21 protein-coding genes are annotated in these 23534 nt (G+C 71.4%); 4 read left to right on the top strand and 17 right to left on the bottom strand.

The features are described 5' to 3' along the window. Positions 1 to 512 precede the first annotated feature (512 nt). From PSU4_RS31345 to PSU4_RS16030, 3 genes are all read left to right on the top strand, one after another. The gene (locus PSU4_RS31345; protein ID WP_186816989.1) at positions 513 to 650 is read left to right on the top strand and encodes a hypothetical protein; all 138 of its coding nucleotides are present in this window, start codon (positions 513 to 515) and stop codon (positions 648 to 650) included. Between the two features lie 209 nt (positions 651 to 859). Continuing rightward, positions 860 to 1801 (top strand): cold-shock protein, encoded by a 942-nt coding sequence (locus PSU4_RS32420; protein WP_147108834.1) that lies wholly within the window; start codon positions 860 to 862, stop codon positions 1799 to 1801. A 130-nt stretch (positions 1802 to 1931) separates the two neighbouring features. Next, positions 1932 to 2552 (top strand): hypothetical protein, encoded by a 621-nt coding sequence (locus tag PSU4_RS16030; RefSeq protein ID WP_147108831.1) that lies wholly within the window; start codon positions 1932 to 1934, stop codon positions 2550 to 2552. A gap of 165 nt (positions 2553 to 2717) precedes the next feature. Here PSU4_RS16030 and PSU4_RS16025 read toward each other — a convergent pair whose 3' ends face one another. From PSU4_RS16025 to PSU4_RS15945, 17 genes are all read right to left on the bottom strand, one after another. Then, positions 2718 to 4235: a hydrogenase large subunit gene (locus PSU4_RS16025; RefSeq protein ID WP_147108830.1), complete on the bottom strand. Its 1518-nt coding sequence runs from the start codon at positions 4233 to 4235 to the stop codon at positions 2718 to 2720. Further along, positions 4232 to 5728, bottom strand: a complete 1497-nt coding sequence (locus PSU4_RS16020; RefSeq protein ID WP_147108827.1) for a proton-conducting transporter transmembrane domain-containing protein — start codon at positions 5726 to 5728, stop codon at positions 4232 to 4234. Before PSU4_RS16020 ends, PSU4_RS16025 begins: the two co-directional genes overlap by 4 nt. After that, entirely contained in the window at positions 5725 to 6387 is a 663-nt protein-coding gene (locus PSU4_RS16015) for a hypothetical protein (protein ID WP_246115150.1), read from the bottom strand. Before PSU4_RS16015 ends, PSU4_RS16020 begins: the two co-directional genes overlap by 4 nt. 48 nt (positions 6388 to 6435) lie before the next feature. Next, positions 6436 to 7383, bottom strand: a complete 948-nt coding sequence (locus tag PSU4_RS16010) for a respiratory chain complex I subunit 1 family protein (RefSeq protein WP_147108821.1) — start codon at positions 7381 to 7383, stop codon at positions 6436 to 6438. Further along, positions 7380 to 9395 (bottom strand): proton-conducting transporter transmembrane domain-containing protein, encoded by a 2016-nt coding sequence (locus tag PSU4_RS16005; RefSeq protein WP_147108818.1) that lies wholly within the window; start codon positions 9393 to 9395, stop codon positions 7380 to 7382. Before PSU4_RS16005 ends, PSU4_RS16010 begins: the two co-directional genes overlap by 4 nt. Positions 9396 to 9417: 22 nt before the next feature. Continuing rightward, positions 9418 to 9903 carry an NADH-quinone oxidoreductase subunit B family protein gene (locus PSU4_RS16000; RefSeq protein WP_222596277.1) on the bottom strand — a complete coding sequence of 162 codons (486 nt, stop codon included), beginning with the start codon at positions 9901 to 9903 and terminating at the stop codon, positions 9418 to 9420. A 25-nt stretch (positions 9904 to 9928) separates the two neighbouring features. Beyond that, positions 9929 to 10255, bottom strand: coding sequence for an ArsR/SmtB family transcription factor (locus tag PSU4_RS15995; protein ID WP_147108815.1), 327 nt, complete (start codon positions 10253 to 10255; stop codon positions 9929 to 9931). 329 nt (positions 10256 to 10584) lie between these two features. Next, entirely contained in the window at positions 10585 to 11670 is a 1086-nt protein-coding gene (locus PSU4_RS15990; RefSeq protein WP_147108812.1) for a glycerate kinase, read from the bottom strand. Further along, a complete protein-coding gene (gene larA, locus PSU4_RS15985; protein WP_147108809.1) occupies positions 11667 to 12953 on the bottom strand; it encodes a nickel-dependent lactate racemase in 1287 nt (428 codons plus the stop codon). The genes PSU4_RS15990 and larA overlap by 4 nt, the downstream gene beginning before the upstream one ends. Further along, positions 12950 to 13714, bottom strand: coding sequence for a TetR/AcrR family transcriptional regulator (locus tag PSU4_RS15980; RefSeq protein ID WP_147108806.1), 765 nt, complete (start codon positions 13712 to 13714; stop codon positions 12950 to 12952). Before PSU4_RS15980 ends, larA begins: the two co-directional genes overlap by 4 nt. 29 nt (positions 13715 to 13743) lie before the next feature. Then, complete coding sequence (locus PSU4_RS15975; protein WP_186816988.1) at positions 13744 to 14160, bottom strand: nuclear transport factor 2 family protein; 417 nt, start codon at positions 14158 to 14160, stop codon at positions 13744 to 13746. Continuing rightward, positions 14153 to 15313, bottom strand: a complete 1161-nt coding sequence (locus tag PSU4_RS15970) for an acyl-CoA dehydrogenase family protein (protein WP_147108800.1) — start codon at positions 15311 to 15313, stop codon at positions 14153 to 14155. The genes PSU4_RS15975 and PSU4_RS15970 overlap by 8 nt, the downstream gene beginning before the upstream one ends. 38 nt (positions 15314 to 15351) lie before the next feature. Beyond that, complete coding sequence (locus PSU4_RS15965) at positions 15352 to 16530, bottom strand: acyl-CoA dehydrogenase family protein (protein ID WP_186816987.1); 1179 nt, start codon at positions 16528 to 16530, stop codon at positions 15352 to 15354. Continuing rightward, positions 16527 to 18089 carry a class I adenylate-forming enzyme family protein gene (locus tag PSU4_RS15960; protein ID WP_281290688.1) on the bottom strand — a complete coding sequence of 521 codons (1563 nt, stop codon included), beginning with the start codon at positions 18087 to 18089 and terminating at the stop codon, positions 16527 to 16529. Before PSU4_RS15960 ends, PSU4_RS15965 begins: the two co-directional genes overlap by 4 nt. Positions 18090 to 18139: 50 nt before the next feature. After that, positions 18140 to 19078 carry an enoyl-CoA hydratase gene (locus tag PSU4_RS15955; protein ID WP_147108791.1) on the bottom strand — a complete coding sequence of 313 codons (939 nt, stop codon included), beginning with the start codon at positions 19076 to 19078 and terminating at the stop codon, positions 18140 to 18142. Between the two features lie 8 nt (positions 19079 to 19086). After that, positions 19087 to 20055: a cyclase family protein gene (locus PSU4_RS15950; RefSeq protein WP_147108788.1), complete on the bottom strand. Its 969-nt coding sequence runs from the start codon at positions 20053 to 20055 to the stop codon at positions 19087 to 19089. A gap of 11 nt (positions 20056 to 20066) precedes the next feature. Further along, complete coding sequence (locus tag PSU4_RS15945) at positions 20067 to 21587, bottom strand: flavin-containing monooxygenase (protein WP_186816985.1); 1521 nt, start codon at positions 21585 to 21587, stop codon at positions 20067 to 20069. Between the two features lie 523 nt (positions 21588 to 22110). Between PSU4_RS15945 and PSU4_RS15940 the strand changes: the two genes are divergently transcribed. After that, positions 22111 to 23529: an ATP-binding cassette domain-containing protein gene (locus PSU4_RS15940; RefSeq protein ID WP_186816984.1), complete on the top strand. Its 1419-nt coding sequence runs from the start codon at positions 22111 to 22113 to the stop codon at positions 23527 to 23529. The last annotated feature ends 5 nt before the right edge of the window (positions 23530 to 23534 follow it).

Below are 23534 nucleotides of genomic sequence, written 5' to 3'. Positions count from 1 at the left end.
ACCCCCAGGTCGCCACCGACGCGGGCGACCCTTACCGGTGAAATGAAGAGGGTTGCCGTTGCGTTCAGGCCGGACTACGCACCACCGGGTCTCCAGGGCGTAGCCGGCGTGGTCAAGTTCGACAGCTTGGCCTCGATTGCGCGAACGGGACCGCTCGGCCCGAGCATTTGCACCTGACGTTCGGCACCTCCGTACTCCTGCGCCAGCGTCAAGGGAAATGGCGCGCTGTGACGCGCCGTGTGACACGAAACAGTGGGAGTTCGAGCGGCTGTAGCGCTCAAAGGTAACCGCCGGTCGACTATCGTTCCAGGTAGAGGGCCTGGTCGACGGTGTCGACCACGTTTGCAAGGCGGGGGTTAGGGGTTCGATTCCCCTCGTCTCCACCGCGCTGAACTGCAGTGATGTCCGTTCAAGATTACATAATGATCATCTGACGACGGCTTGACGGGAACGGTGTCGTGCCACCAGGCCTACGGCCGGTCGACTTGCTCGTAGTGGTCTGACTGCTCAGGGTGGCCCTGCCGGCGTTGTTCGCCGCGAACCTCGACGCGATCGTCGCTGCATCGGACGAGGTGGCGTTCGTCGAGATCGGGCCGGAAGCGCTCGTCCTGCACCGCCCGCGCGAGGACGGTCCGGACCGCTCCTCGTGACACCGGGCTGCCGGAGCGGCACGTCAACCTCGCGACGCTCGCGACAGTCTTCGAGGTTTACGACGTCAACCTTCTGCGACGAGGCACGAGGCGAACCGACAGTCCTCGCCTGGCTCCGCACCGCCCGCCCGTGGGCCCGGCCCGACGGACCGCGAAGTCTGTCAGAGACACTGGGGGCCAGTGCCCGCCCTCTCGACCTGGAGCCTTTGATGCCGCAGGGGACCGTCCGCTGGTTCGACGCCGAACGGGGTTTCGGCTTCCTCGCGCCCGAGGACGGCTCGCCGGACGTGTTCGTGCACGCCTCCGAGATCGTCGGGGACGGCGGCGCGAAAGTGCTCCGCGAGGGTCAGGCCGTCGTGTTCGAGGTCGGCGAGAACGACCGCGGGCCCCAGGCGCTGCGCGTTCGTGTCACTGCCGACGCGGCCACCGGCAGCGCCGTGGGCCTGCTCGGCACCATCAACTGGTACGAGCCGGGCAAGGGATACGGCTTCGCATCGCCGGACGGCGGCGGCGCCGACATCTTCGTGCACAGCTCCGCGATCGTGACCGGGGGCGTGGTCACCGAGGGGCAGCGGGTGGCTTTCCTGGTCGTCGAAGGCGAGCGCGGCCCGCAGGCCGGGCACGTGATCCCGCTGGGAGCGGATGCCGGCCCACCCGCTGCGGCCGGCATCGCGGACGGTGCCGACGGCACGGTGGCCTGGTACGACGAGGACAAGGGCTTCGGCTTCATCAACCCCGACTCCGGCGCCGGGGACGTCTTCGTTCACGCCCGGGCCTTGGCCGAGGGGCTGACGTGGCTCGCGGAGGGCGACCGCGTCGCCTACGAGGTGGCTAGCGGAGACAAGGGCCCGCATGCCCGCGACGTGCACCTGGTCCGGGAGCCCCGGCCGGCGCCGCGGCGGTCCGCATCTGCCGCGGCCGCAGGACCGGCGGCGCGGGGCGTGCCCGTACGAGGCGGCGAGGGCGTCGTCGCGCGCTACGACGGCGACCGCGGCTTCGGCTTCATCACCCCGGACGCAGGCGGGGACGATCTCTTCGTCCACGTGTCCGTGATCATGGGGTCGGAGCCGCTGCAGAAGGGTGACCGGGTCCGGTACGCGGTGCGGCAGAGCGATCGGGGCCCGCAGGCGGACCGCGTCGAACGTCTCTGAAGGGGCGGGCCGACTGATGGCTGTCACGCCGAGGAAGTGTGTGACGCGCACCTAGCAATTGCATACTTTTGAAACTTCGCAACTACGATGGTCAGTGCGCAACGATGTGCGAGAACCGAGAGGATACGAGATGTTTGTCCGGTTCACTTCGATCTACTGCGAAGACAGCCGCATCGACGACGCCATCACGGTTCTGGAGGAGGTCGATCGGCCGGCCGTGGAGGCCGTGGCCGGTCATCAGGGGCTTCGGACGCTCGTGGATCGGCGCTCTGCAGTGCTCGTCGCGGCGTCCTACTGGGACGCGCCGGAGTTCGCCTCCGACGCGACCCTGACCCAGGCACGGTGGGCGGCAGCCGATGCCGCCGGTGGAGAACTGACCACCGATACCTGGGAGGTCGTGGCGCGACTGCATACGCGCCCCCCGTCCGCCGCGACGGTCCTGCAGATGTACTGCGCCTCGCGTGTGGCGGAGTCCACCGCGCTGACGGCGATGATGGCTGGTTCGACCTTCCCGCTCCTCGCGACCTGCACCGGCATGTGCCAGGCCGAACTGATGCTCGATCACGAAACCGGGGCGGCGTTCCTGGCCACGGAGTGGGAAGACGAAACACAGTTGCGGCCCGAAGGAATCCGGCAGACCAGGCGGCTGCTCGATCACGTCCGTGAGGAGTTGGGTGTGGAGTTCAACCCCATCGGCGCTTACCGGGTCGTCGGTGAAAGCTGGCGCAGCGTCGGGCATCTTCGTCGGTGACGATGCAGATCCAGAGTCCATCCCGGCTGCTGTGTTCGCCGTGAGCGCCTCAGCGTGGGAGGGAGAAGCGGTGCGGACGGTGCCGCTCGACCCGCCGCCATGACGAAAGATGTGCAGAGCGTCGCTGACGCGCATTCCCCGCGGTGACCACCGAGCCCTGAGCGATCAGAGGTCGTTGCCGGCGTAGGACAGGTTGAAGCTCTTGTTGACCAGCGGGAAGTCGGGGACGATCGTGTCGGCGAGGGCGACCGGCAGGGCCGGCCAGTTGAAGAAGCTGGGGTCGACGATCTTGAGCCGGCGCACGGCGCCGTCGCCGCCGAGTTCGACGCGGTGGACGATGGTGCCGCGCCAGCCCTCGGTGATGCCCACGCCCGACCGCTCGGCGCCGCGGCGGCCGCGTGGGTCCGTGCGGTGGGCGGGGCCGTGGATGTGCTCGACGAGCGCGGCGATCGTGGCGACCGCGACGTCGATCTCCTCGCGGCGGACCTGGAAGCGCGCGAGCACGTCGCCCTCGGTGCGGGTGTGCACGGCCCGGGGCAGCTCGCCGGGCAGCACCGGGTGGTCGTGGCGGGCGTCGACGTCGAGTCCGCTGGCCCGCGCGACGTAGCCGAGGGTCCCGAGCTCGGTGGCTTGGTCGCGGGTCAGGATCGCGGTGCCGGCGAAGCGGTCGTGGACGACGCTGTGCCCGAGCGCGAGGTCGGCGATCTCCGCGACGTCGGCCGCCGCCTCGGCGAGCACGGTGGGATCGGGTAGCCGGGCGACCGCGGCTCCACCGGCGACGACCGCTCCGCGGAGCAGGCGGTGCCCGGTGACCTGCTCGTTGAGCCGCAGCAGGCGTTCCCGGACCCGCTGGGCGTGGGCGTTGAGGATGCCGTGGCCGACGTCGTTGCACAGCGCCCCGAGGTCGTTGACGTGGTTGTAGAGCCGCTCCAGCTCCAGCAGTACGGCTCGTAGCCGGCGGGCCTGCGGGTCGACGTCGATTCCCAGCGCGTCCTCGACGGCTTGGCAGAACGCCACCCCGTGACCGACCGTGGTGTCGCCGCTCACCCGCTGCGCGATCTCGAGCGCCTCGGCCGGGCTGCGGCCCTCGACGAGCTTCTCCAGCCCGCGGTGGACGAACCACAGCCGGGCCTTGAGCTTGAGGATCGTCTCGCCGACCACCGAGAACCGGAAGTGTCCCGGCTCGATCATGCCGGCGTGCACGGGGCCGACCGGTATCTCGTAGACGCCGGGACCGTCCACGGGGCGGAACGGGTAGGGCCCGTCCGGGTCACCGAACGCCGGCGCCGGGCCGGCGTCGGAGAGCATCGGGTACCAGCCGCGCGGCCAGTGGAAGTGTCGGACGAGCCGTCGCGGCAGCGGGTGGCCGACCGGTTCGATGCCGAACAGGTCGCGCAGCTCGCGTTCGAAGCGGCCCGCCGGGAACGACAGAGCGGCCAGGCTCGGGATCGACGGCGCGTCGGGGTCGAGGTGGACGTGCAGCTCGGTGCGCACGTCGGTCCCGGGTTCCACGAACAGGTGGACCGTGCGCAGGCCGCCGCCGGACGGCCGGTCGTCGTGTCCGGCGACGAGCGCGAGGCGGGCGCCGCCGGCCAGCAGGGCGGCGGCCCGGTCGGGCAGCGCGTCGGCGGCCACGGTCGAGACGACGCGCCGCGGGCCGGTGTGGGCGGAGTTCGATGTCACGGTGCTCCGGAGAGGGTCTGCGTGGCCTGGGTGATCAGGTCGGTGAGCGGGCCCGCCGTCACCCCGAGCGCCGCGGCGACGACCAGGCCGCCGGCCAAGGCGAGCGCGGTGCCGCCCGGCAGCCGTCGGGGCGCGGTCGCGGCCCCGGGCCCGTCCGGTGCGGGACCGAGCAGCATCCGGCCCGTGTGCCGCAGCATCGCCGCCCCGATCACGACGACGAGCACGAGCGCGACGACGACCGCCCAGCCGACGGCGTCCCCCAGACCTGCCCGGACGATCGCGAGCTCGCTGGCGAACAGGCTGAACGGGGGCAGCCCGAGCAGGGCCAGGACGGCGAGGCCGAAGGCCGCCGCGAGGCCCGGTTGGGTCGCGACGAGCCCACGCACCCGGTCGATCCGGCTGGTGCCGGTGAGCTGGGCGACCCGGCCGGCGCCGAGGAACGCCGCGCTCTTGACCAGCCCGTGGCCCAGCAGGTGCAGTAGCACGGCGGCGGTCGCGGCCACGCCGCCGATGCCGGCGCCGAGGGCCAGCAGCCCCATGTGCTCGATGCTGGAGTAGGCGAGCATCCTCTTGTAGTCGCGCTGGGCCAGCAGCAGTGACGCCGCCACGGTCAGCGACGCGAGTGCGGCGCCGAGCAGCAGCGCCCGGGCGAACCCGGCGCCGAGCGCGGCGTCGGCGATCACCTTGACGCGCAGGATCGCCGAGAACGACACGGCGAGCAGGACACCCGACATGAGCGCGGAGACCGGCGCGGGGGCCTGGCTGTGCGCGTCGGGCAGCCAGGCGTGCAGTGGGGCGAGCCCGGCCTTGGCCCCGAAGCCGAGCAGGAGCAGGACCACGGCGATCCGGGTGACGCCGGGGTCGAGCGCGGGAGCCGCGGCGACCAGCGCGGCCCAGTCCAGGCCCGGTCCGTCGGCGCCGGGTCGTGCGTGTGCGGCGGCGTGGTTGAGCAGGACCAGGCCCAGCAGGGCGAGGGCGATGCCGGTCGAGCAGATGACGACGTACTTCCAGGCGGCCTCGACCGAGCCCCGGGTCCGTCCCTGCCCGACGAGGAAGGCCGTGACGATCGTGGTCGCCTCGACGGCGACCCAGAGCACGCCGAGGTCGGCGGCCAGCACGGCCAGGGTCATCGCGGCCAGGAACGCGTGCACGAGCACGCCCTGGCGGCGCGCGGTCCTCGGCGCGAGCCGTCCGGCGGCGACCTCGGTGGCCACGTGGGCAGGGGTGGCGACGGCAACGATCGTCGCCACCGCGCCGATCACGACCAGCATGAACGCGCTCAACGCGTCGACCCGCAGCCCCGCGACCTCGACCGGGCCGGAGCCGACGACCCGCGCCCCGAGGCCGACCGCCGCGGCGAGCATGGCGAGCGCACACACCACACCCGCGGCACCGGCCGTGCGACGACCGGCGACGGCGCAGCCGGCAGCGGTGAGTGCCGGGACCGCGATCGGCGCGAACGCGAGCGCCGCGACGGGAAGCGTCGTCGTCATCGGTCCCGCAGCTCCCGCAGCTCACCGAGGTCGACCTCGCCGAACGTGTCGCGGATCCGCCCGGCGAGCACCTGCAGCACGAGCACCACCAGCAGCACGTCCAGCGCCACGCCCACCTCCACGACCAGCCCGATCCCCGCCGTGGTGAGGAATCCGGCGGCAGTGATCCCGTTGTCCACCAACAGGAACCCCACGAGTTGGGAGATCGTGTGCCGGCGGGTGACCAGTACCAGCAGCCCGATCAGGACGACGGCGACCGCCACCGGCACCGCGCGGGTCGCGGCGGACCCGCCGAGCTCGACGACGGGGACCGCCACCGCGAACGCCAGCATCACCAGGGCGGCGACGGCGAGCAACGACGCCGCGACGCCCACCACCGGCCGCGGCTCGCGACGAGCCGGCCCCACCCTGGCCAGGGCACGTCGCAGCAGCCACGGCAGCAACCCGCCGCGGACCGCCAGTACCCCGACGGCCACCAGGCCGAGCTCCACCGACCGCTGCGCCCACGCCAGCACGCCGACCAGGGCACCGAGCGCGATCCCGTGCGCGGTGAAGATCCGCAGGATCGTGGGCAGGTCGCGCCGCCACACCACGAGAACGGCGGTGAGCAGCAGCGCGCCGGCCGCGACGTCGAGCAGTGCGACGGCGGGAGGGCTCATGGCGGCGGGGTCCATTCCGGTGTGTCCTCTGTTCGGGTCGATCTCGGGTCAGCCGAGGACGTAGGCGGTGGTGACGGCGAGCAGGGCCAGCAGGAACGACCCGGCGAGCAGCTCGGGCACGCGGAACAGCCGCAGCTTGGCCAGGAACACCTCGAGCGCGGCCAGCACCGCTCCCGCGACCCCGACCTTGACCACGAGCGCGGCGACGCCGACGCCCAGCGCGAGCGGGGTCGCGGTGGTGGCGATCCCCCACGGCACGAACAGCGAGGTGAACAACCCGAGGTAGACCGACAGCCGCATCGCCGAGCCCAGCTCCACCAGGGCCAGGTCCGGTCCGGCGTACTCCAGGACCATCGCCTCGTGGATCATGGTCAGTTCGAGGTGGGTGGAGGGGTTGTCCACCGGCAGCCGTCCGGTCTCGGCGACGATCACCGTCGCCAGTGCGACCGCGGCGAGCAGGCTGGTCGGCGAGATCAGTCGCTGCGGGTCGTCGAGAACGGTGCCGACGATCGCCGGCAGGCTCGTCGAGCCGGCGGGCACGGAGAGCGCGAAGATCGCGACGAGGGCGGTCGGTTCGACGAGCGCGAGGACCGTCACCTCGCGGCTCGCGCCCATCCCCCCGAACGCGGTCCCGCTGTCCAGCCCGGCGAGCGCGATCACCACCGTGGCGTGCGCGAGCAGCGCGACGACGACGAACAGGTCCGCGACGGCCGGGACCGCCGACGCCGTGGTGACCAGTGGGGCGACGACCGCGACGACGAGCGTCATCGCTACCAACAGCACCGGGGCGACCCGGAAGACCTCAGTCGTGCCCCGCGGGGTGATCGACTGTTTGCGCAGCAGCTTGCGCAGGTCACGCCAGGGTTGCCCGATGCCCGGCCCGGCGCGGCCCTCCAGCCTGGCCCGGACCTGGCGCATCAGGCCCAGCAGCAGCGGCGCGCCGCCGACGACCACCGCGGCCTGCAGCACGCCGCCGACGACGCCGAGCGCGGTCACCGGGTCACCACGAGCAGGGCGAGCAGCCCGCACAGCGTGACGAACCCGTAGCCGAGGTAGCGGTGCACGCTCCCGGTCGCCAGGCCACGGCCGACACGACCCCACGTCGTCATCGCGTGCAGCAGCGGTGTGTAGAGCCGGCGTTCGACCCGGTCGGGCAGCGCACGCCGGTAGGACACCGCCGCGACCAGGTAGCGCGACTCCCGGTGATGGCTGACGTCGACGTCCTGCTCCGAGGCCAGCACGCCGTCGAACACCCGTTGCAGCGGCTCGGCGAACGACGTCGCCGTGTACTCCATGCGCGCCGAGAGCGGGCCGGCCCCACAGTCCCACAGCCGCGCCCGCCGGCGGTCGCGGCGGCGGGCCAACAGCCGCACGCCGCCCACGACCGACGCCGTTCCCACGGCCGACGCGGCGACGAGCAGCAGCGGTGACAGCACGCCGGTCACCCCGACGAGCTCGATGGCGACCGTTCCGGTCACCGCCGGCGCGGCGTGCACGAGACCGCCGGCGATGTCGGCCAACGTCGGGAGCACCACGGTCGGCCCGACCGCCAGCGCCACGCAGGCGAGCGCGGCCAGCCCGATCCCGGCCAGCATCGCGGGCCCGCTCTCGGTCGCGGCAGCGGCCGCCCCGCTGCGTGGCCGGCCGAGGAACCCGATCCCGAACGCCTTGACGAACGTCGCGACGGCGAGCCCGGCGGTCAGCGCGATCGCGGCGACCCCGAGCGGCAGCACCACCGCGGGCACCACGCCTGGGGCCGGTAGCCCGTGGATCAGCGCCTGCAGCAGCAGCCACTCGCTGACGAACGCCGCGCCGGGCGGCAGCGCCGACGCCGACAGCGCGCCGACCCCGAACGCCGCCGTCGTCACAGGCATCCGGCTCCGCAGCCCGCCGAGTGCGTCCAGGTCACGGCTGCCGGTCGCGTGCAGGACCGAACCCGCGGACAGGAACAGCACCGTCTTGAACGCCGCATGCGTCATGAGGTGCAGCAGCGCCGCGGTCAGGGCCAGGCCCGCGAGCGCGCGGTCCCCGCCGGCGGCGAACATCCCGCAGGCGCCGACGGCGACCAGGACCAGCCCCATGTTCTCGGTCGTGGAGTAGCCGAGCAGCCGTTTCAGGTCGCTGCCGACGGCGGCCTGCAAGATCCCGTACACCGCCGAGACCGCGCCGAGGACGAGCACCGTGACCCACCACCACGACGGGCCACCGCCGAGCAGGTCGATCCCCACCCGCACGACCCCGTAGACCCCCAGGTTCACCATCGCCGCCGACATCAACGCCGACACATGGCTCGGTGCCTCCGGATGAGCCCGCGGCAGCCACGGGTGCAGCGGCACCATCCCGGCCTTCGACCCGAACCCGGCCAGACAGACGAGGAACGCCAGGCTCGCCGCCGCGGGCGACAGGTCGGCGGCACCCGCGCGGACGGCCACGAACGACCCGTCCTCGGCCGGACCCGCCGCGACGAGCATTCCGACCATGATCGCCACGAACCCGACGTGCGTCATCACCGCGTACCAGAGCCCGGCCGACGCCACGGCGGGACGCTCCCGGTGCTCGGCCACCACGAGCACCAGCGACGTCAGCGCCATCAGCTCCCAGCACCACAGCAACGTCCCGATGCTGCCCGCGGCCGGGACCAGCAGCAACGACCCGATGAACGCCGGCAGCGCGGCCTGCACGCCGGGCCGGTCCAGGCCGTGTCGCGTCGCGCCGACCGCGAAGATGCCGGCCGCGACAGCCACCGCGCCCCCCACCGCGAGGAACACCCCCGACAGCGGGTCGACGTCGAACTCCAGACCGGTCAGCGGTAGCAACCCGGGCAGTGCGACCGACCAGGCCGTACCGGTCATCGCGACCACCCCTGCGACGGCCCCGAGCAGCCCGGCCGCCACCACGCAGCCGCCTGTCACCGCCGGCCGGTGACGGCGCGGCACGACCGGAGCCGCGGCTGTCCCGCCCGCTGCGAAGGCGACCGCCGACACCAGGCCCCAGGCCACCGCGTTCACCGGACCACCGCGTTCACCGGGTTCACCGACCGGTGAGCAACCGCAGCGCGGCCACGATCGTTTCCGGGCGCGGCGGGCAGCCGACGACCTCCGCATCGACCGGGACGACGTCGGCAACCGCCCCGACGACGCCGTAGGCCCCGGCGAACACGCCGCAGTTGCGGGCACAGTCACCGACCGCGACGACGGCTTTCGGCTCGGCGACCGCCTCGTAGGTGCGACGCAGCGGTTCGGCCATGTTCCGGGTCACCACACCGGTGACGAGCAACGCGTCCGCGTGCCGCGGCGACGCGACCAGTCGGGCGCCGTAGCGCTCCGCGTCGTACACCGGACCGAACGCCGCGCCGATCTCCACCTCGCAGCCGTTGCACGAACCGGCGTCGACGTGTCGGACCTGCACCGACCCCGCCAGCTCACCGGCCGCCGCGGGAGCCGGACCCGCGGGCCCCGCGGGGGCCGGTTCCGCCACCCGGCCGACCCGACGGATCGCCTGCCACAGGCTCAGCACCGGACCACCCCGGCGCCGTCACCGATCACGCCAGGCGCAACTCCTCGAGCAACTCGGCCTGCCCGGACAAGACACCGGTCAGGATCGCCCGCGCCACGGCCAGCAGCTCCGACACCTCCGGGCCCGTCAGCGAGTAGAACACCGCCGAACCCTCCCTGCGCGTGCGCACCAGACCGGCCCGGCGCAACACCGCCAGCTGCTGCGACAGGTTCGCCGGCTCGACGGCGATCTCGGCCAACAGCTCCGACACGGCGTGCTCGCGCACGCTCAACAGCTCCAGTACCCGGATCCGCACCGGGTGGCCCAGCGTCTTGAAGAACTCCGCCTTCGCCTGATACAGCGGCGTGCTCACAAACGCCCACCTCCTTCGGCGTCCCATCTTCACACGCGCTCATCAGTTGCAAACATTAGCAACTGCGAAATCTGAGGAGGGCGGCGGCCGCCGGGGGAGTATGGAGACTCAGCCTCCGCCAGGCCCAGGCCGATCCACCCGGTCGTGCCACATCGACGGGAACTGAACCTGACCATCACCGGCTGCAAGCCGGGCAGGAACCCGGCCGCGGCGTCGTCACCATGGCCCGTGAGATCGTCGACCAGCGGGACGAGACCGTGATGGTCTCGAGATGGAAGCTGCTGGTGAAGGCGCGAGGTTGACGCGTGGGGCACCTGCTGGGGTGGCCATCAACCGCGGAACGCGGGTGTGCCGACCCGGCTCGCCAGGTCGTGGCCGATGCGGCGCAACAACCACCGGGACAGGCCCGGATCGTCGGCGGGGTCGCATGTCGTCCGGTCGACGACCGCGGAGACGGATGCGGCGCCGAGTCGCTGTGCGCCCTCGAGACCGAGGTCGTCCCGCCCGACGACGAGATGGACGGGTCGACCTGCGGCACGCCTGATGACGACGGCCGGCAGCTTGCCTCCGAGGGTCTGTACGTCCAGCCGTCCCTCGCCCGTCACGACGGCAGCACAGTCGGCCACCGCGGTGTCGAACCCCAGGAGGTCGAGGAAGAAGGCGGCGCCGGAGGTCATCTCGGCCCCGAGGACGCGGGCCGCGAAGCCGAGACCGCCGGCCGCTCCGCTGCCGGGCAGGCCGGCGAGCGAGGTGGCGTCCGGACGGACGTCGCGTTCGAGGACGGCGACCAGGTTGGCCAGACCGACCTCGAGCCGCTCGACCTGAGCCGGTGAGGCGCCCTTCTGCGGAGCGAAGTCCCGGGCGGCTCCATGGGCGCCGAGCAACGGGTTCTCGACGTCACCGGCGATGAGGAGATCGATGCCGTCCATGAGGTCGCGATCGGGCCGACGGATGCGCGTGATGCGTTCGAGCGTCGCACCGCACGGCTCGAGTTCGTGGCCATGGGCATCGAGGAAGGAGTACCCGCACGCAGCCAGCAGACCGGCCCCGCCATCTGTCGAGGCGCTGCCACCGAGGGCCAGCACGATCCGGCGCCGTCCGTTCCTGGCCGTTTCCGCGACCGTCTGCCCGAACGGCACGCTTGACGCACCCATCGGGTCGCCGGTGCCGACCAGCACGACGCCGCAGGTGTTGGCCACCTCGACGACCCCGGTCGCACCGGCGTATGCCGCGGGTCCGACGCGAGTGAAGCCAGCTGCGACGGCGGCGTCGACGCTGCCGTCGCCGCCGTCGGCGAGGGGCATCCGCACCGTCTCGACGCCGTGCTCGCCCAGGCCGGTCGCCACCGCGTCGGCTACTTCGCTCGCGCTCAGCGTGCCCTTGAACTTGTCCGGGGCAACCAGGACGCGGGTCATCGCGCGGCCAGGTACGGGATCGTCTGCGGCCCCTCGGGCAACACCACGACGCGGGCGCCCGCGCCCACTCGGGCGACGCGGTCCGCGACAACCTCGCTGATGTCGTGCGTGGGCTGCAGGTGGGCCTGCCGCAGGTCCGCGTCCGAGAGGTACGAGGCGTGGACTACAACGTCGGCCTGCACCTGGATCCGCGCCTGGATCTGCACCTGCCACTGGTCAGGCACGGTATCCCTGCGGCTCCGGATGCTGTCGAGCAGCGCCTGCGGCGACGGTGCCGTTTGGAGGATCTCGCGGTACTCCCCGTGGTCGGGGAACCCGTCACGGCACTCGGCCGCGCACACGATCGTCCCACCCGGGCGCACCACCTGGGCGGCAGCGGACATGCCCTTCACGGCCTGATAGAGATTCTGGTCGAGCGGATAGCCGGAGTTGGTGGTCACCACGACGTCGGCCGGCGCGTCGACCTCGCGCATGCTCAGCCGGCGGGCGTGGGACCGGGCGGCCGCGTGCATCTCGGCCAGGGCGCCGCCGTATGCCGCGACGATGCCCTTGTCGCGGTTGAGGATGACGTCCAAGGCGAAGTCGACTCCCGTCTCCGCCGCGATCGCGCGGATGTCGTCGTGCACCGGATTGCCCTCGCAGACTCCCCACCGTGCGTCCGGATGGCCGATCCGACGCGCGTCGTGCAGCACCATCACGGTCTCCAGCGCGGCCAGCCCGGGCGCGGCGAGTTTGGGTCCGCCGGAGAAGCCGGCGAAGAAGTGCGGTTCGACGAACCCGGTCGTGATGCGAACGCCGGCGTCCATCCACTCCCGGTTGAGCCAGACCGGTACGCCGTCGCCGCGCACACCGCACCACAGAAGCGTGCTCCGGTCCCGGGCGTCGTGGTTGACGACGCGGACCTGTCGCGGGATTTCGTCGCCGAGCATCTCCCGGATCTCCTCGGCCGTGTTTCCACGGTGGGTGCCCGTCGCGACGAGCACGACGACGTCGCGCAGCGGCACGAGCCCCTCGATCTCGTCGAGGATCGCCTGCACCATGGCTTGCCGGGGCTGCGGGCGGGTCAGGTCACACATCGATATCGCCACCGAGCCGCGGCCTCGGACGCGCTCTCGCAGGGGCGGGCCGGCGACGGGGCGGCGTAGCGCGTCGCGGAGCACGGCTTCCTGGTCGTCGGCCGCCCGCTCGAAGAGCGGCTCGATGACGGTCGCGTCGACCGGGACGTCGATGTCGAGCCCGTGCTCGCCGTAGGCGATACGAACGCGACGGGTGACGGCCGTCACCGGCGCTTGCCGCCGGCCGTGGCGGCAGCCAGGACGTAGTCGACGAGCAGCGCGATGTACTCGTCCGGGTTGTCGACCAGCTTCTGCCGATTGGCGCGGCTGCTGGAGCCCATCCGCATCATCATGGCGCCGCTGAGCATCTCGACGAGCAGGGTCGTGGAGGTGCCCGGCGGCACCTCGCCGCTGGCGACGGCCTTGCCGACCATCCCGCGGACCACGTCGAGAAGCGGGCCCCGAACCCGGGTCGAGTAGAGGTCCCCGAGGGCCGGCAGCTTGACCTGGTCCATCTGTAGCCGGAGGTACGCCGCGCCGGGGGTGTCGCCCCACCACTCGAGCTGTTCGCGGGCGATCCGGGTCAGGGCCTCGCGCAAAGTGGCGGCGTCGCCGACCACGGCGGCGGTGTCCATGCCGCGGATGGCCTCGATGACGAGATCCTCGCGGGTCGCCCAGCGTCGGTAGACCGCCGACTTGCCGACCCCGGCGCGCTTGGCGATCGCGTCGAACTGAAACCCGGCCCAGCCCTCCTCTGCGTAGATCTGCGTCGCCGCATCGCGGATCGCCCGGTCCACCCGCGGGTCGCGGGGCCGGCCCCCTGCCGGCCGCTGCCGCTGCGGCGGCTTCGACGAGACGTCCTCCTCAGGCGGCCCGTCGGAGTCCACGCCGTCGGCAGGCTGCTCCGGCTCGGGCGCCGGGGCCTCGTACGGCACCCGCTCGGGAGCCGCGCTGAACTGCACGGCGAGCGGAGACTCCTCGCGGGACATGGTGGTGCTCACCTTCTCGTGTCGAACGTTCAGCGCAACGGGACGGGCGGCGCGTCGAGGCGCGGCGCGGACCCCGGCGTGGTCATGTACCGGGCGGCGAAGCGCCAGCCGGCGTCGGTGTGACGAATCCTGTCGTGGTATCGGAACGTGCCTCCGAGGATGAACCCGTCGGGTCCCGGCAGGAGGGTGAACATGTCGGCCCACGCGTGTGCCGAGCCCGTGTCCACGAGGTCAACGACAGCAGGACCGGTCAGGTGCTTGCCGGGCGGGGTGGGCTGGATCGCCGCGACACCGCGGGCGATCTCTTCCGGCCCGTGCAGTGTCGTAGCGCCGAAGCACATGACCGCATCCTCGAGGAACAGGGCGGCCAGCGCGTCGTAGCGCTGGTCGTCCAAGAGGAAGCTGTAGACGGTCACCAGCCGCTGGATCTCCTCGAGATCAGACACCGGCAACTCCAGCGGTCTCGGCGAGCTCCGGCATGTCATCGAGGAGCAGCGACACGATCCGGCCTCGGTGCTCCTGCGGGCTCCCGAGGATCTCGCGGCTGCTGGCAGCACGCCGGTAGTACAGGTGAGCATGGTGCTCCCACGTGAAGCCGATGCCGCCGTGCACCTGGATGTGCTCGGTTGCCGCCTTCACGAACGCGTCGGAGGCGAACGCCTTGGCGGTGCTGGCCGCAACCGCCCGTTGGGCCGGGTCGACGAAGGCCCGCGCGGCCTCGGAGCTTGCTGACAGCGAACGCTCCACGTCGAGCGTCATGTCCGCGAGCTTGTGCTTGATCACCTGGAACGTCGCGATCGGCCGGCCGAACTGATGGCGCAGGCCGGTGTAGGAGAGCGCGGACTCCAACAGCGCCTCCATCGCGCCGCTCTGCTCGGCGGCCAGCGCCACCACGGCCGCGTCGAGAGCTTTCCGCAGCTGCTCGATGACGTCCTGCCCGGGCGCCGATAGCAGCCGGCCCGTGCATCCGTGGAACCGAACGGCAGCCACCCGGCGAGTGAGGTCGAGGGTCTCGAGCCGTTCGATCTCGACGCGCGGATCGTCGGCCGCGACCGAGACGAGGGCGAGTCCGTCCCCGGTGCGAACGACTACCAGCAGCACGTCGGCGACGAGTGCGTCGAGGACGTAATGCTTGGTGCCCTCCAACACGACCTCGCCGCCGCGCACGGTCGCCGGCAACCGGACGTCGTCGAGATTCCAGCTGCCGGACTCCTCGCAGATGGCGGGCGCGGCCACGAGCTCACCGGCCGCCAGCGCCGGGAGCAGGTGCCGGCGGGCCTCGTCGGTCGCCGCCTCGATCACCAGCGGCGTGGCCATTGCCGCGGAGGCGAAGAACGGGCCCGTCAGCAGGACCCGGCCGGCCTCGTGGAAGACCACGCGCAGGTCGTTCATGTCGCCGCCCGCACCGCCGTACTCCTCGGGCACGACGAGCGCGTGCAGACCCATCTCGGCCATCAGCTGCCAGAGGTCCTCGGAGTAGCCGCGCTCACTGTCGATGGCTGCACGCCGGCGATCCTCGTCCATGTGGGCGTCGAACAGGCTGCGTACCGCGGAGCGGAGCGCCTTCTGCTCCTCGGTCAGCGTGACAGGGATGTACATGTCGCTCCAGGAGGGTGTGGAGATCGGAAGAGAGCCGGTCAGCGGTCGCGTGGCATCCCGAGCAGGCGCTCGGCAACGACGTTCTTCTGGATCTCGGTCGTACCGCCGGCGATGCCCGGCTTCGGGAACTGCAGGACCTCGCGCATCCGCCGGGCAACCTGCCCGTCGTCGGGGCGCCAGGCGACACCCTCCATGCCCTCGATCTTGAGGGTCGCCTCCGCGACGGCCCGGGCGGCCATCGCGGTGCCCATCTTGCCGAGGGAACCGGCGGGGCCCTGGAGCTCGCCGCTCTCCAGCCCCTCCCGCATCCGGCGGCCCGTGATGTCGAGAATTCGCTGCTGCACGAAGACCTCGGCCAGGGTGTCGCGGACGTCCGTGCGGTCGAGCACCCCGCGGGCCCGCGCGAGCGCCACGAGTGCACCGAAGGCGTCGACGTCCATCCGGGCCCCGGCCGTGCCGGCGCTGAGCGCGATCCGCTCGTGACGCAGCATCGTGGTGAGCACGGTCCAGCCCTCGTTCTCCCGGCCGACGAGGTTGGCGACCGGAACCCGGGCCTCGTTCAGGAAGACCTCGTTGAAGGGCGCGTCGCCGGTCATGTCACGTAGCGGGCGGATGTCCACCCCAGGCTCCGAGAGGGGCACGATCAGCATGCTGAGCCCGCCGTGCCGAGGCCGCCCGGGGTCGGTGCGCACCAGCGCGAGCGCGTAGTCGGCCTCGACCGCGTCCGAAGTCCAGATCTTCTGGCCGTCGAGCACGAAGTCGTCGCCGTCGCGGATCGCCCGCACGCTCACCGCCGCGAGGTCGGAGCCCGCCCCAGGCTCGGAGAGCAGTTGCGTCCAGACCTCGTCGCCGCGCAGCATCCGGCTGATGTGCCTCGCCTGCTGCTCCGGTGTGCCGTGGTCGGCCATCGTGGGCGCACAGATGCCGACCGTCACCGACGAGTCCGGGATGGCCCATTCGAACCCGGCGACCTCGCGGTTGAAGACGGTCTGGTAAGTCGTGGGCAGGCTCCGGCCGCCCAGCTCGATCGGCCAGGTCATACCGAAGAGGCCCGCGTCGTACATGGCCGCGTGGGTCGCTGCACGGTCGGCGAACGTCGTGGCCGAGGGGGCGAGGTTCTCCGTCGCCGATCGCAGCCATCGGCGCAGCCGGGCCCCGAACTCCTCTGGGGTCTCGACGGGATGCCGGTCCTGGGCGACGTCTTCGGTCAGGGTCATACGAGGCTCCTCGAGCTGGTGGGATCGGAGCGGACCTCGTCCGCGTCGAGCGCTCCCGAACGCAGCTCCGCACGCAGTGCCGGCTTGTCGGGCTTGCCCGAGCCGAGCCAGGGGATGCGGTCCGTCGCGGTGACGAACCATCGGGTCGGGACCTTGTACGGCGCGAGCTCTCGTCGGGCCGCCGAGACGACGAGGGCCCGCTCGAAGTCGTGCCCGTCCTCCGTCACGACGACCGCGACGACCTCCTCGCCCCGGTCGGCGCTCTCCAGCCCGACGACGATGCCGTGTTTGATCTCGGGCAGCGCCTCGAGGGCGAGCTCGACCTCGCGCGGGGCGACGTTGGCGCCAGCCGTCTTGATCATTTCGGAGAAGCGGCCGACGTAGAACGGTGTTGGGTACCCGTCGAGCAGATAGGCGCGGTCCCCGGTGGCGTACCACCCGTCGGGGTCGAGCACCTCATGCCGCTCGTGGTTGTAGTAACCATTCATCAGGCCGGGACCGCGGACGTGCAGCTCGCCCTCGGTCCCGGCGGCGACCCGCTCCCCGGTCGTCGGGTCCACCACCCGGGTCTCGACGCCGGCGAATGTGCCCATCGTCTCGCTCATCCCGCGGTGCCGCGGCACGCCAGGGACCGGGACGTCTATCAGGGCGATCTCAGCAGGGCCCTCGAGCAGGTGCGGCAGCGACCGGAGGTCGCGGGTGGCGAAGTCGGGATGCGAGCGCATGGACTGGGTGACGGTCGACCAACCCATCAGGTGGGACGCCCGTTCCTGCTCGACCATCCGCAGCCCCTCGCCCGGTTCGACCCGGGGCATCGTCAAGAGGGTGGCAGGCGCCAGGACGGCCGACACCACGGTCAACACCCCGCCGACCCAGAAGAACGGCATCGCGCAGAGCACGCGCGCCGGATCACCCGAGGAGGTCACCCGGAAGTCGTCGCGGATCGGCACGCAGCCGCGTAGGACCGACCCGTGAGTGTGGACGACGCCCTTCGGTTCCGCGGTCGAGCCGGAGGTGTGCACGACGACTGCGAGGTCCGCGGGCACGACCGCCTGCTCGGCCGTCTCGACGAGGTGTCGCCCGGGCCCCGGGGCGGCATCGAGGTCGAGGAGTGAGGCCCAGGTCGGGGCCGTGTCCCCGGTCAGCCACACCCGCCGCAGGTATGGCGCGTCCTCGATCGCCAGCTCGGGCGAGCCGGAAGCGCCGATCGCGGGCAGTGCCTCGGCGAGTTCGTCGGCTACGCGCCGGCCGAGGAACGAGCCGGCCGCCAGCAGTGTGTCGACGTTGCCGCGCCGCACCAGCGCCCCCAGCTCGGCCGGCGTCGACAGCGTGCTCAACGGCATCGCCAGCGCGCCGATCCTCACGGCCGCGAGGAAGCACACCACCCACTCGTGGCCATAGGTGAAGAACAACCCGACCCGGGTTCCCTTGCCGACGCCCGCGGCCAGCAGGCGGCCGGCCAGGTTTCGGGACGCGGCGTCCACCTCGGTGAAGGTCATGCGCCGCTCCTGGCTCACGACCATCTCGAGGTCTCCGTGCGCAGCTACCGCGGAGCGCATCGCTTCGCCGAGGGTGAGACTCGCGGCGTCTGGGTTCGGTTGCCCCATGGTCAGCTCGTCGCCGTCCGGTCGGCCGCGCGGACGGTGCCCTTCTCTGCGGGCACGATCGGCAGTGCGTCGCGCCACTCGGGCATCCCGACCTCGGGGGTCGCGACGACGGAGCGGTCGGAGGTCATCGTCATCCAGTGGGCGTGCGCGACCTCGTGGATCGAGAAGCAGGAGGCGAGCGCGTTGGAGAAGCCCATCTGGTCGACGGTCTGGTTCACAGACTCTTTGATCAGCAGCGCGGTCATCGTCTGCACCGAGGCGATGCGGCGGGCGAACTCCAGGGTCCGATCCTCGAGCTCGTCGACGGGGAAGACCTTGCTGACCATGCCGAGGCGATGCGCCTCGTCGGCGTCGATGGAGTCGCCGGTGAGCAACAACTCCTTGGCCTTGCGCGGCCCGAACTCCCAGGGATGAGCGAAGTACTCCACGCCGCACATGCCGAGCCGGGTGCCGACCACGTCGGCGAAGTCGGTGTCGTCGGCCGCCACGATGAGGTCACAGCACCAGGCCAGCATCAGCCCCGCGGCGTACACCTGGCCCTGCACCGACGCGATCGTGATCTTGCGCAGGTCGCGCCAGCGCTTGGTGTTCTGGAAGAAGTGGTGCCACTCCTGCAACATCATCCGCTCGACGGGCCCACGGGTGCCGCCGTTGATGCCGAATGACGGGTGCTGGTCGGGACCGGGGGTCTCCTCGGCGACCGCGGCCGACGAGCCGAGGTCGTGGCCGGCGGAGAAGGTCGGGCCGGCACCGCGGAGCACCACGACGCGGACCTGGTCGTCTTCCTCGGCGCGCAGGAACGCGTCGTGGAGCTCCACGAGCAGCCCGCGGTTCTGGGCATTGCGCTGGCGCGGACGGTTCAGCGTGATCAGGGCGATCGTGCCGTCGTCCACAGTGTCGTAGGCGACGTACTTCGCGTCGGCCCGGTTGCTGTCGGTCATCGTGTCCCTCACTTGATGGCGAGCGGGGTGATCGGGGAACCGACCGATCCCGTGATGGTCAGGGGTGGCGCGGTGAGGAAGAACTCGTAGACACCGTCGGCGGCGCAGTCGGCCGCGAGCGCGTCGAGGTCCCACATCTCGCCGATGTAGATGCCGGCGTAGGCCAGCAGGATCACGTGCAGGGGAGCGACCACGTCGGGGGCCTCATAGGGCAGTGCCTCGATCCCCCAGGTGTCAGTCGCGACCGCGACCACGTCGCGGGGGCAGAGGAAGTCGGCGGTGCTCACACCCAGCCCAGGCGCCGGGCCACCGGAGAAGTCGCCCCAGGCGCCGCGGCGCTGCGTCATCTGGCCCGTCCGCACGAGGACGAAGTCGCCGGTGCCCACCTGGACGCCCTGTGCCTGCGCGCACGCCTCGAGGTGCTCGCGCTGGATGCTCTCGCCCGGCTCGAGCTCGCGGCCGACGAAACGGCCGACGTCGAGGAGCACCCCGCGGCCGGCGGCCCGGTCGGTCAGGTTCGTGATGCTGTTGTGGCGGGCACCCGTCACCGCGCCGACCGAGGAGAAGTCCCGGCCGTTGTAGGCCTGTCCGTCGTAGAAGATGTGGCAGAGCGCATCCCACTGCGTCGAGCACTGCAGTGCCATGTACACGGCGTCGTCGGAGAACCGGACCAGGCCGCCGTCGTCGAACATCTCCTCCGCCGGCGTCCGGAGCATCACGTGCTGCGGGTTTACCCGGCCGCCTGCGCCGAGCTGTGGTCCGTCGCCCTCGAGGGGAAGCGCCAACGGGAACACCGCACCCCGGCGCACCAGGCCGGCCGCGTGACGGACTGTCTCCTGGGTGACGTGATTGGCCGCGCCGAGCTCGTCGTCGGCGCCCCACCGGCCCCATGTCGAGTAGCGCCGGGCGAGCTCCTCCACGCTGGCTCGGGTGTGTGCACGCGGCTCCAGGCGCGCCTGCTGCAGGTCGGTGGTCATGGCCGGCCCGTTCACGCGTGCTCGGCGACGCGGCCGCCGGCGCCCACCGGGATCAGTTCACAGTCGCCGGCGTCGAAGGACCAGTACATCGCGATGTGCTCGGGCCGCTCGTAGGGAAACAGGACGGTGTGGCCGTCGGCGGCCGTGTACCAGTTCTCGCACTGCTTGGAACCCCACGTCGTGTGTGGAGCAGGAGCACGTACCCAGGACAGGTAGGTCTCCATCGCCTCGACGGTCGGCATCACGGCGACCTTGTGCTGCACCATGTAGTCGACGGCCTTCATGATGAAGCCGATCATGTCCTCGGTCGCGAGCGGTGTGTGGATGTTGTTGACCGGCGCGTAGGGCCCGTGGACGACGAAAAGGTTCGGGAAGCCGGGCATCATCATTCCGCGATAGGAACGCGGGTTGCCGTCCCAGAGCTCGCTGAGCTCCTCGGGACCGGTGCCGTAGATCTTGATCGGCTTGAAGTAGCCGTGTGTGTCGTAGCCGGTCGCCCAGGCGATGACGTCGAGCTCGTGCATCGTGCCGTCGTCGGTGACGAGGCCGCGCTCCTCGACGTGGTCGATCGAGCCGCGCACGATGGTGACGTTGCGACGCTGGATCGTGTCGTAGTAGCCCGGCGCCAGCGGGATGCGCTTGCAGCCGGGCAGGTCGCGCGGCCTCATCTTGGCCGCCAGTTCGGGGTCGCGGATCGACGCCAGGTCGGCCTGGAACGCCTGGATCGCCTCCTCCCGGCCGATACCGCGGTGCAGCCGCCAGTCGGTGCCGTACTTGGCCGCCCGCACGTTGGAGGTGAACCGTTCCAGGCGCTTCTTCTGCACCCAGCGACCGACAGCGGGTACCCGGTCGAAGAGCCGGCGGACCACCTGCGGGTTCTCGGGGTTCTTCACCGACCACACCCACTGCGGGGTGCGGATGAACTGGGTGACGTCGAGACCGCGCCTGCCCAGTGCGGTGGTGATCTGGATGCCGCTCGATCCGGTGCCGACCACCCCGATCCGCTTGCCCTCCAGCTTTACCGAGTGGTCCCACTTCGAGGTATGGAACCACGGGCCGGCGAAGTCCTCGATCCCCTTGACGTCGGGCATGGTCGGGACCCGGATGAACCCGGTCGCGACCACCAGGACATCGGCGACGGCGGAGGAACCGTCCGCGAACTCGATGGACCACCGACCGCCCTGCCAGCGGCACTCGGACACCTCGGTGTTGAACCGGATGTTGCGGCGCAGGCCGTACTTGTCCGCCACGCCGACGAGGTAGTCCTGGATTTCCCCGCCCGGGGCGAACTGGCGGCTCCAGTCGTACTTCTCCTCGAAGGGGAGGTTGTACCAGCCGCCCGGACTGTCCACGCCGATTCCGGGATAGGTGTTGTCGCGCCACGTGCCGCCCACCTCGGACGCCTTCTCGTATACGACGTGGTTGATCCCGCGGTCCTGGCAGACCTTGGACATGAACAGGCCCGACAGGCCGGCGCCGATGACCGCGATCGTCGGACGGGTTGTGGTGCGCGCGGGCTGCCCTGTGGTCATGGTGTGGGTACCTCCCGGAGTTCCTGCTGGGTCGGACTGGGACTGTCGACGATCCGGCGAGACGCCCTTCCGGGCGGGACGCAGGTGCGGGTGACACGGACGCCGGAGATTCGGACGTCCGCTTCCGTATCTGGCCGGAGGCTGTGACCGGTCAGTTGCGGACCAGTCAGTACCGTAACAGTGGCGCCGATCACCGACAAGCGGCTCGACATCTGAGAACTGGTCGACATCTCGGTGAAAGGGCTGCTCATCAGCGGCGTTATGGTCCACGTCTCGCCACGGACCGTTGCTAGTGACATGGGCCACTGATACGGTACCGACCCGTCCGCAACTCTCGAACCCACGCGCGCCACGGCCCCGTCCGCGTGCCGCCCGATCGGTTTCCAGTTCTCGCCGACACACCCGGTGAAGGGTGTTCGGTCGACCTCGTGCCCCTCCGGCCGCGACCTGCGCTCTGACCGGAGCTGCAAGAAAGGCAGGCCTCATGACGAGCGACGATGCACCTCCCCGGACGACCCCCGTCGTGACCCTCCGCGGATTGCGCAAGTCGTTCGGCCCCAACGCCGTCCTCGTCGGGCTCGACCTGACGATCCGCGAGGGCGAGTTCGTCGGTCTGATGGGCCCCAACGGCGCCGGCAAGAGCACGCTGATCAAGATTCTCGATGGCGTCCACGCCGCTGACGAGGGTGCGATCGAGTTCCGTGGCCGCCCCGTCGGCTCGTTCACGACACTGCCCGAGGTCGGCTTCGTCCACCAGGACCTCGGCATCGTCGACGACCTCACGGTCGTCGAGAACCTGCGCCTCGGGCTGCCCCCGCTACGACGCGCCGGCCCCCTGCTGGACCTGGGTGCGGAGCGTGGAGCGGCGTCCGAGGCCCTGCGACGGGTCGCCCTCGACGTGCCGCTGGATCTTCCCGCCCGTGAGCTCTCCGCGGGGGAGAAGGCGCTCCTCGCCGTCGCACGACTGCTGAGCACAGGCGCGCGGTTCCTGGTCATCGACGAGGCGACCTCGACGCTGCCCCCGAACGACGCCCGCCGGTTCATCGCGACCCTGAAGGACCTGACGAGCGACGGTGCGACGGTCCTCTTCGTATCCCACAAGCTCTCGGAGGTCCGCAGCTGCTGCGACCGTGTGGTGCTCCTCCTCGACGGCGCGATCGCCTTCGACGAGGAGTTGGACCCGGACAACGAAGGTCAGCTCGCCGAGATCCTCGGCCATCAGACGGCCGCACCCTCGGACACCGCCCGGGTCCGCCGTGCGGCGGACGGCCGGGCGGTCTTTGCTCTCGATCGGGCCTTTGTCGGCCAGGTGGGACCCGTCGACCTGCACGTCGAGCGGGGCGAGGTCGTGGGCCTGACGGGCCTGGTCGGCTCCGGCTTGCACGACGTGGCCTATCTCGCCGCCGGAATCGCCCGCCCGCGCTCGGGCGCGCGGACGTTCCACGGCCGAAGGTTGGCGATCGTCGCGCCTCAGCGCGAGACCGAGGGCACCATCGCCGACATCTCGGTGTCGGAGAACCTCACCCTCTCGGCCCTGCCACAGTGGCGCAGGCGGGGGCTGCTCTCGCTGCGTCGGGAGCGACGCGACGTCGAACACCAGGTCGATGCCCTCAACGTGCAGCCCCCGGACCCGGACCTGCCCCTCGGCGCCCTCTCCGGCGGCAACCAGCAAAAGGTCCTTTTCGGGCGGGCGCTCGTGACCGGTGCCGACTTCCTGATCATCTGCGAGCCGACCCGGGGCGTCGACATCGCGACCAGGCACGAGCTCTACCGGGTCATCCATGAACTCGCCGCCGGTGGCGTCGCGATCCTTGTCGTCACCTCCGACGCCGAGGACCTGTTCGCGGTCTGCGACCGGGTCGGCGTCCTGCACGAGGGCAGTGTCCGCGGACCGTGGCCCCGCAGCGAGCTCGACGCTGAGTCCATGGCACTCGTCCTCTGAGAACT

Origin of the sequence: Pseudonocardia sulfidoxydans NBRC 16205, from assembly GCF_007989085.1 — a bacterium.
Lineage (GTDB): Bacteria > Actinomycetota > Actinomycetes > Mycobacteriales > Pseudonocardiaceae > Pseudonocardia > Pseudonocardia sulfidoxydans.
Note: the sequence above shows the minus strand (reverse complement) of the source record. Positions and strands in the feature narration are given on the sequence as shown.

Coding starts and splice junctions, on each gene's coding strand:
- PSU4_RS15945 (WP_186816985.1), bottom strand. CDS start 21,587: ATGACCACAGGGCAGCCCGCGCGCACCACAACCCGTCCGACGATCGCG.
- PSU4_RS15980 (WP_147108806.1), bottom strand. CDS start 13,714: ATGTCCCGCGAGGAGTCTCCGCTCGCCGTGCAGTTCAGCGCGGCTCCC.
- PSU4_RS15950 (WP_147108788.1), bottom strand. CDS start 20,055: ATGACCACCGACCTGCAGCAGGCGCGCCTGGAGCCGCGTGCACACACC.
- PSU4_RS15955 (WP_147108791.1), bottom strand. CDS start 19,078: ATGACCGACAGCAACCGGGCCGACGCGAAGTACGTCGCCTACGACACT.
- PSU4_RS16015 (WP_246115150.1), bottom strand. CDS start 6,387: ATGAGCCCTCCCGCCGTCGCACTGCTCGACGTCGCGGCCGGCGCGCTG.
- PSU4_RS32420 (WP_147108834.1), top strand. CDS start 860: ATGCCGCAGGGGACCGTCCGCTGGTTCGACGCCGAACGGGGTTTCGGC.
- PSU4_RS15965 (WP_186816987.1), bottom strand. CDS start 16,530: ATGACCCTGACCGAAGACGTCGCCCAGGACCGGCATCCCGTCGAGACC.
- PSU4_RS16030 (WP_147108831.1), top strand. CDS start 1,932: ATGTTTGTCCGGTTCACTTCGATCTACTGCGAAGACAGCCGCATCGAC.
- PSU4_RS16020 (WP_147108827.1), bottom strand. CDS start 5,728: ATGACGACGACGCTTCCCGTCGCGGCGCTCGCGTTCGCGCCGATCGCG.
- PSU4_RS15990 (WP_147108812.1), bottom strand. CDS start 11,670: ATGACCCGCGTCCTGGTTGCCCCGGACAAGTTCAAGGGCACGCTGAGC.
- PSU4_RS15970 (WP_147108800.1), bottom strand. CDS start 15,313: ATGTACATCCCTGTCACGCTGACCGAGGAGCAGAAGGCGCTCCGCTCC.
- PSU4_RS15960 (WP_281290688.1), bottom strand. CDS start 18,089: ATGCGCTCCGCGGTAGCTGCGCACGGAGACCTCGAGATGGTCGTGAGC.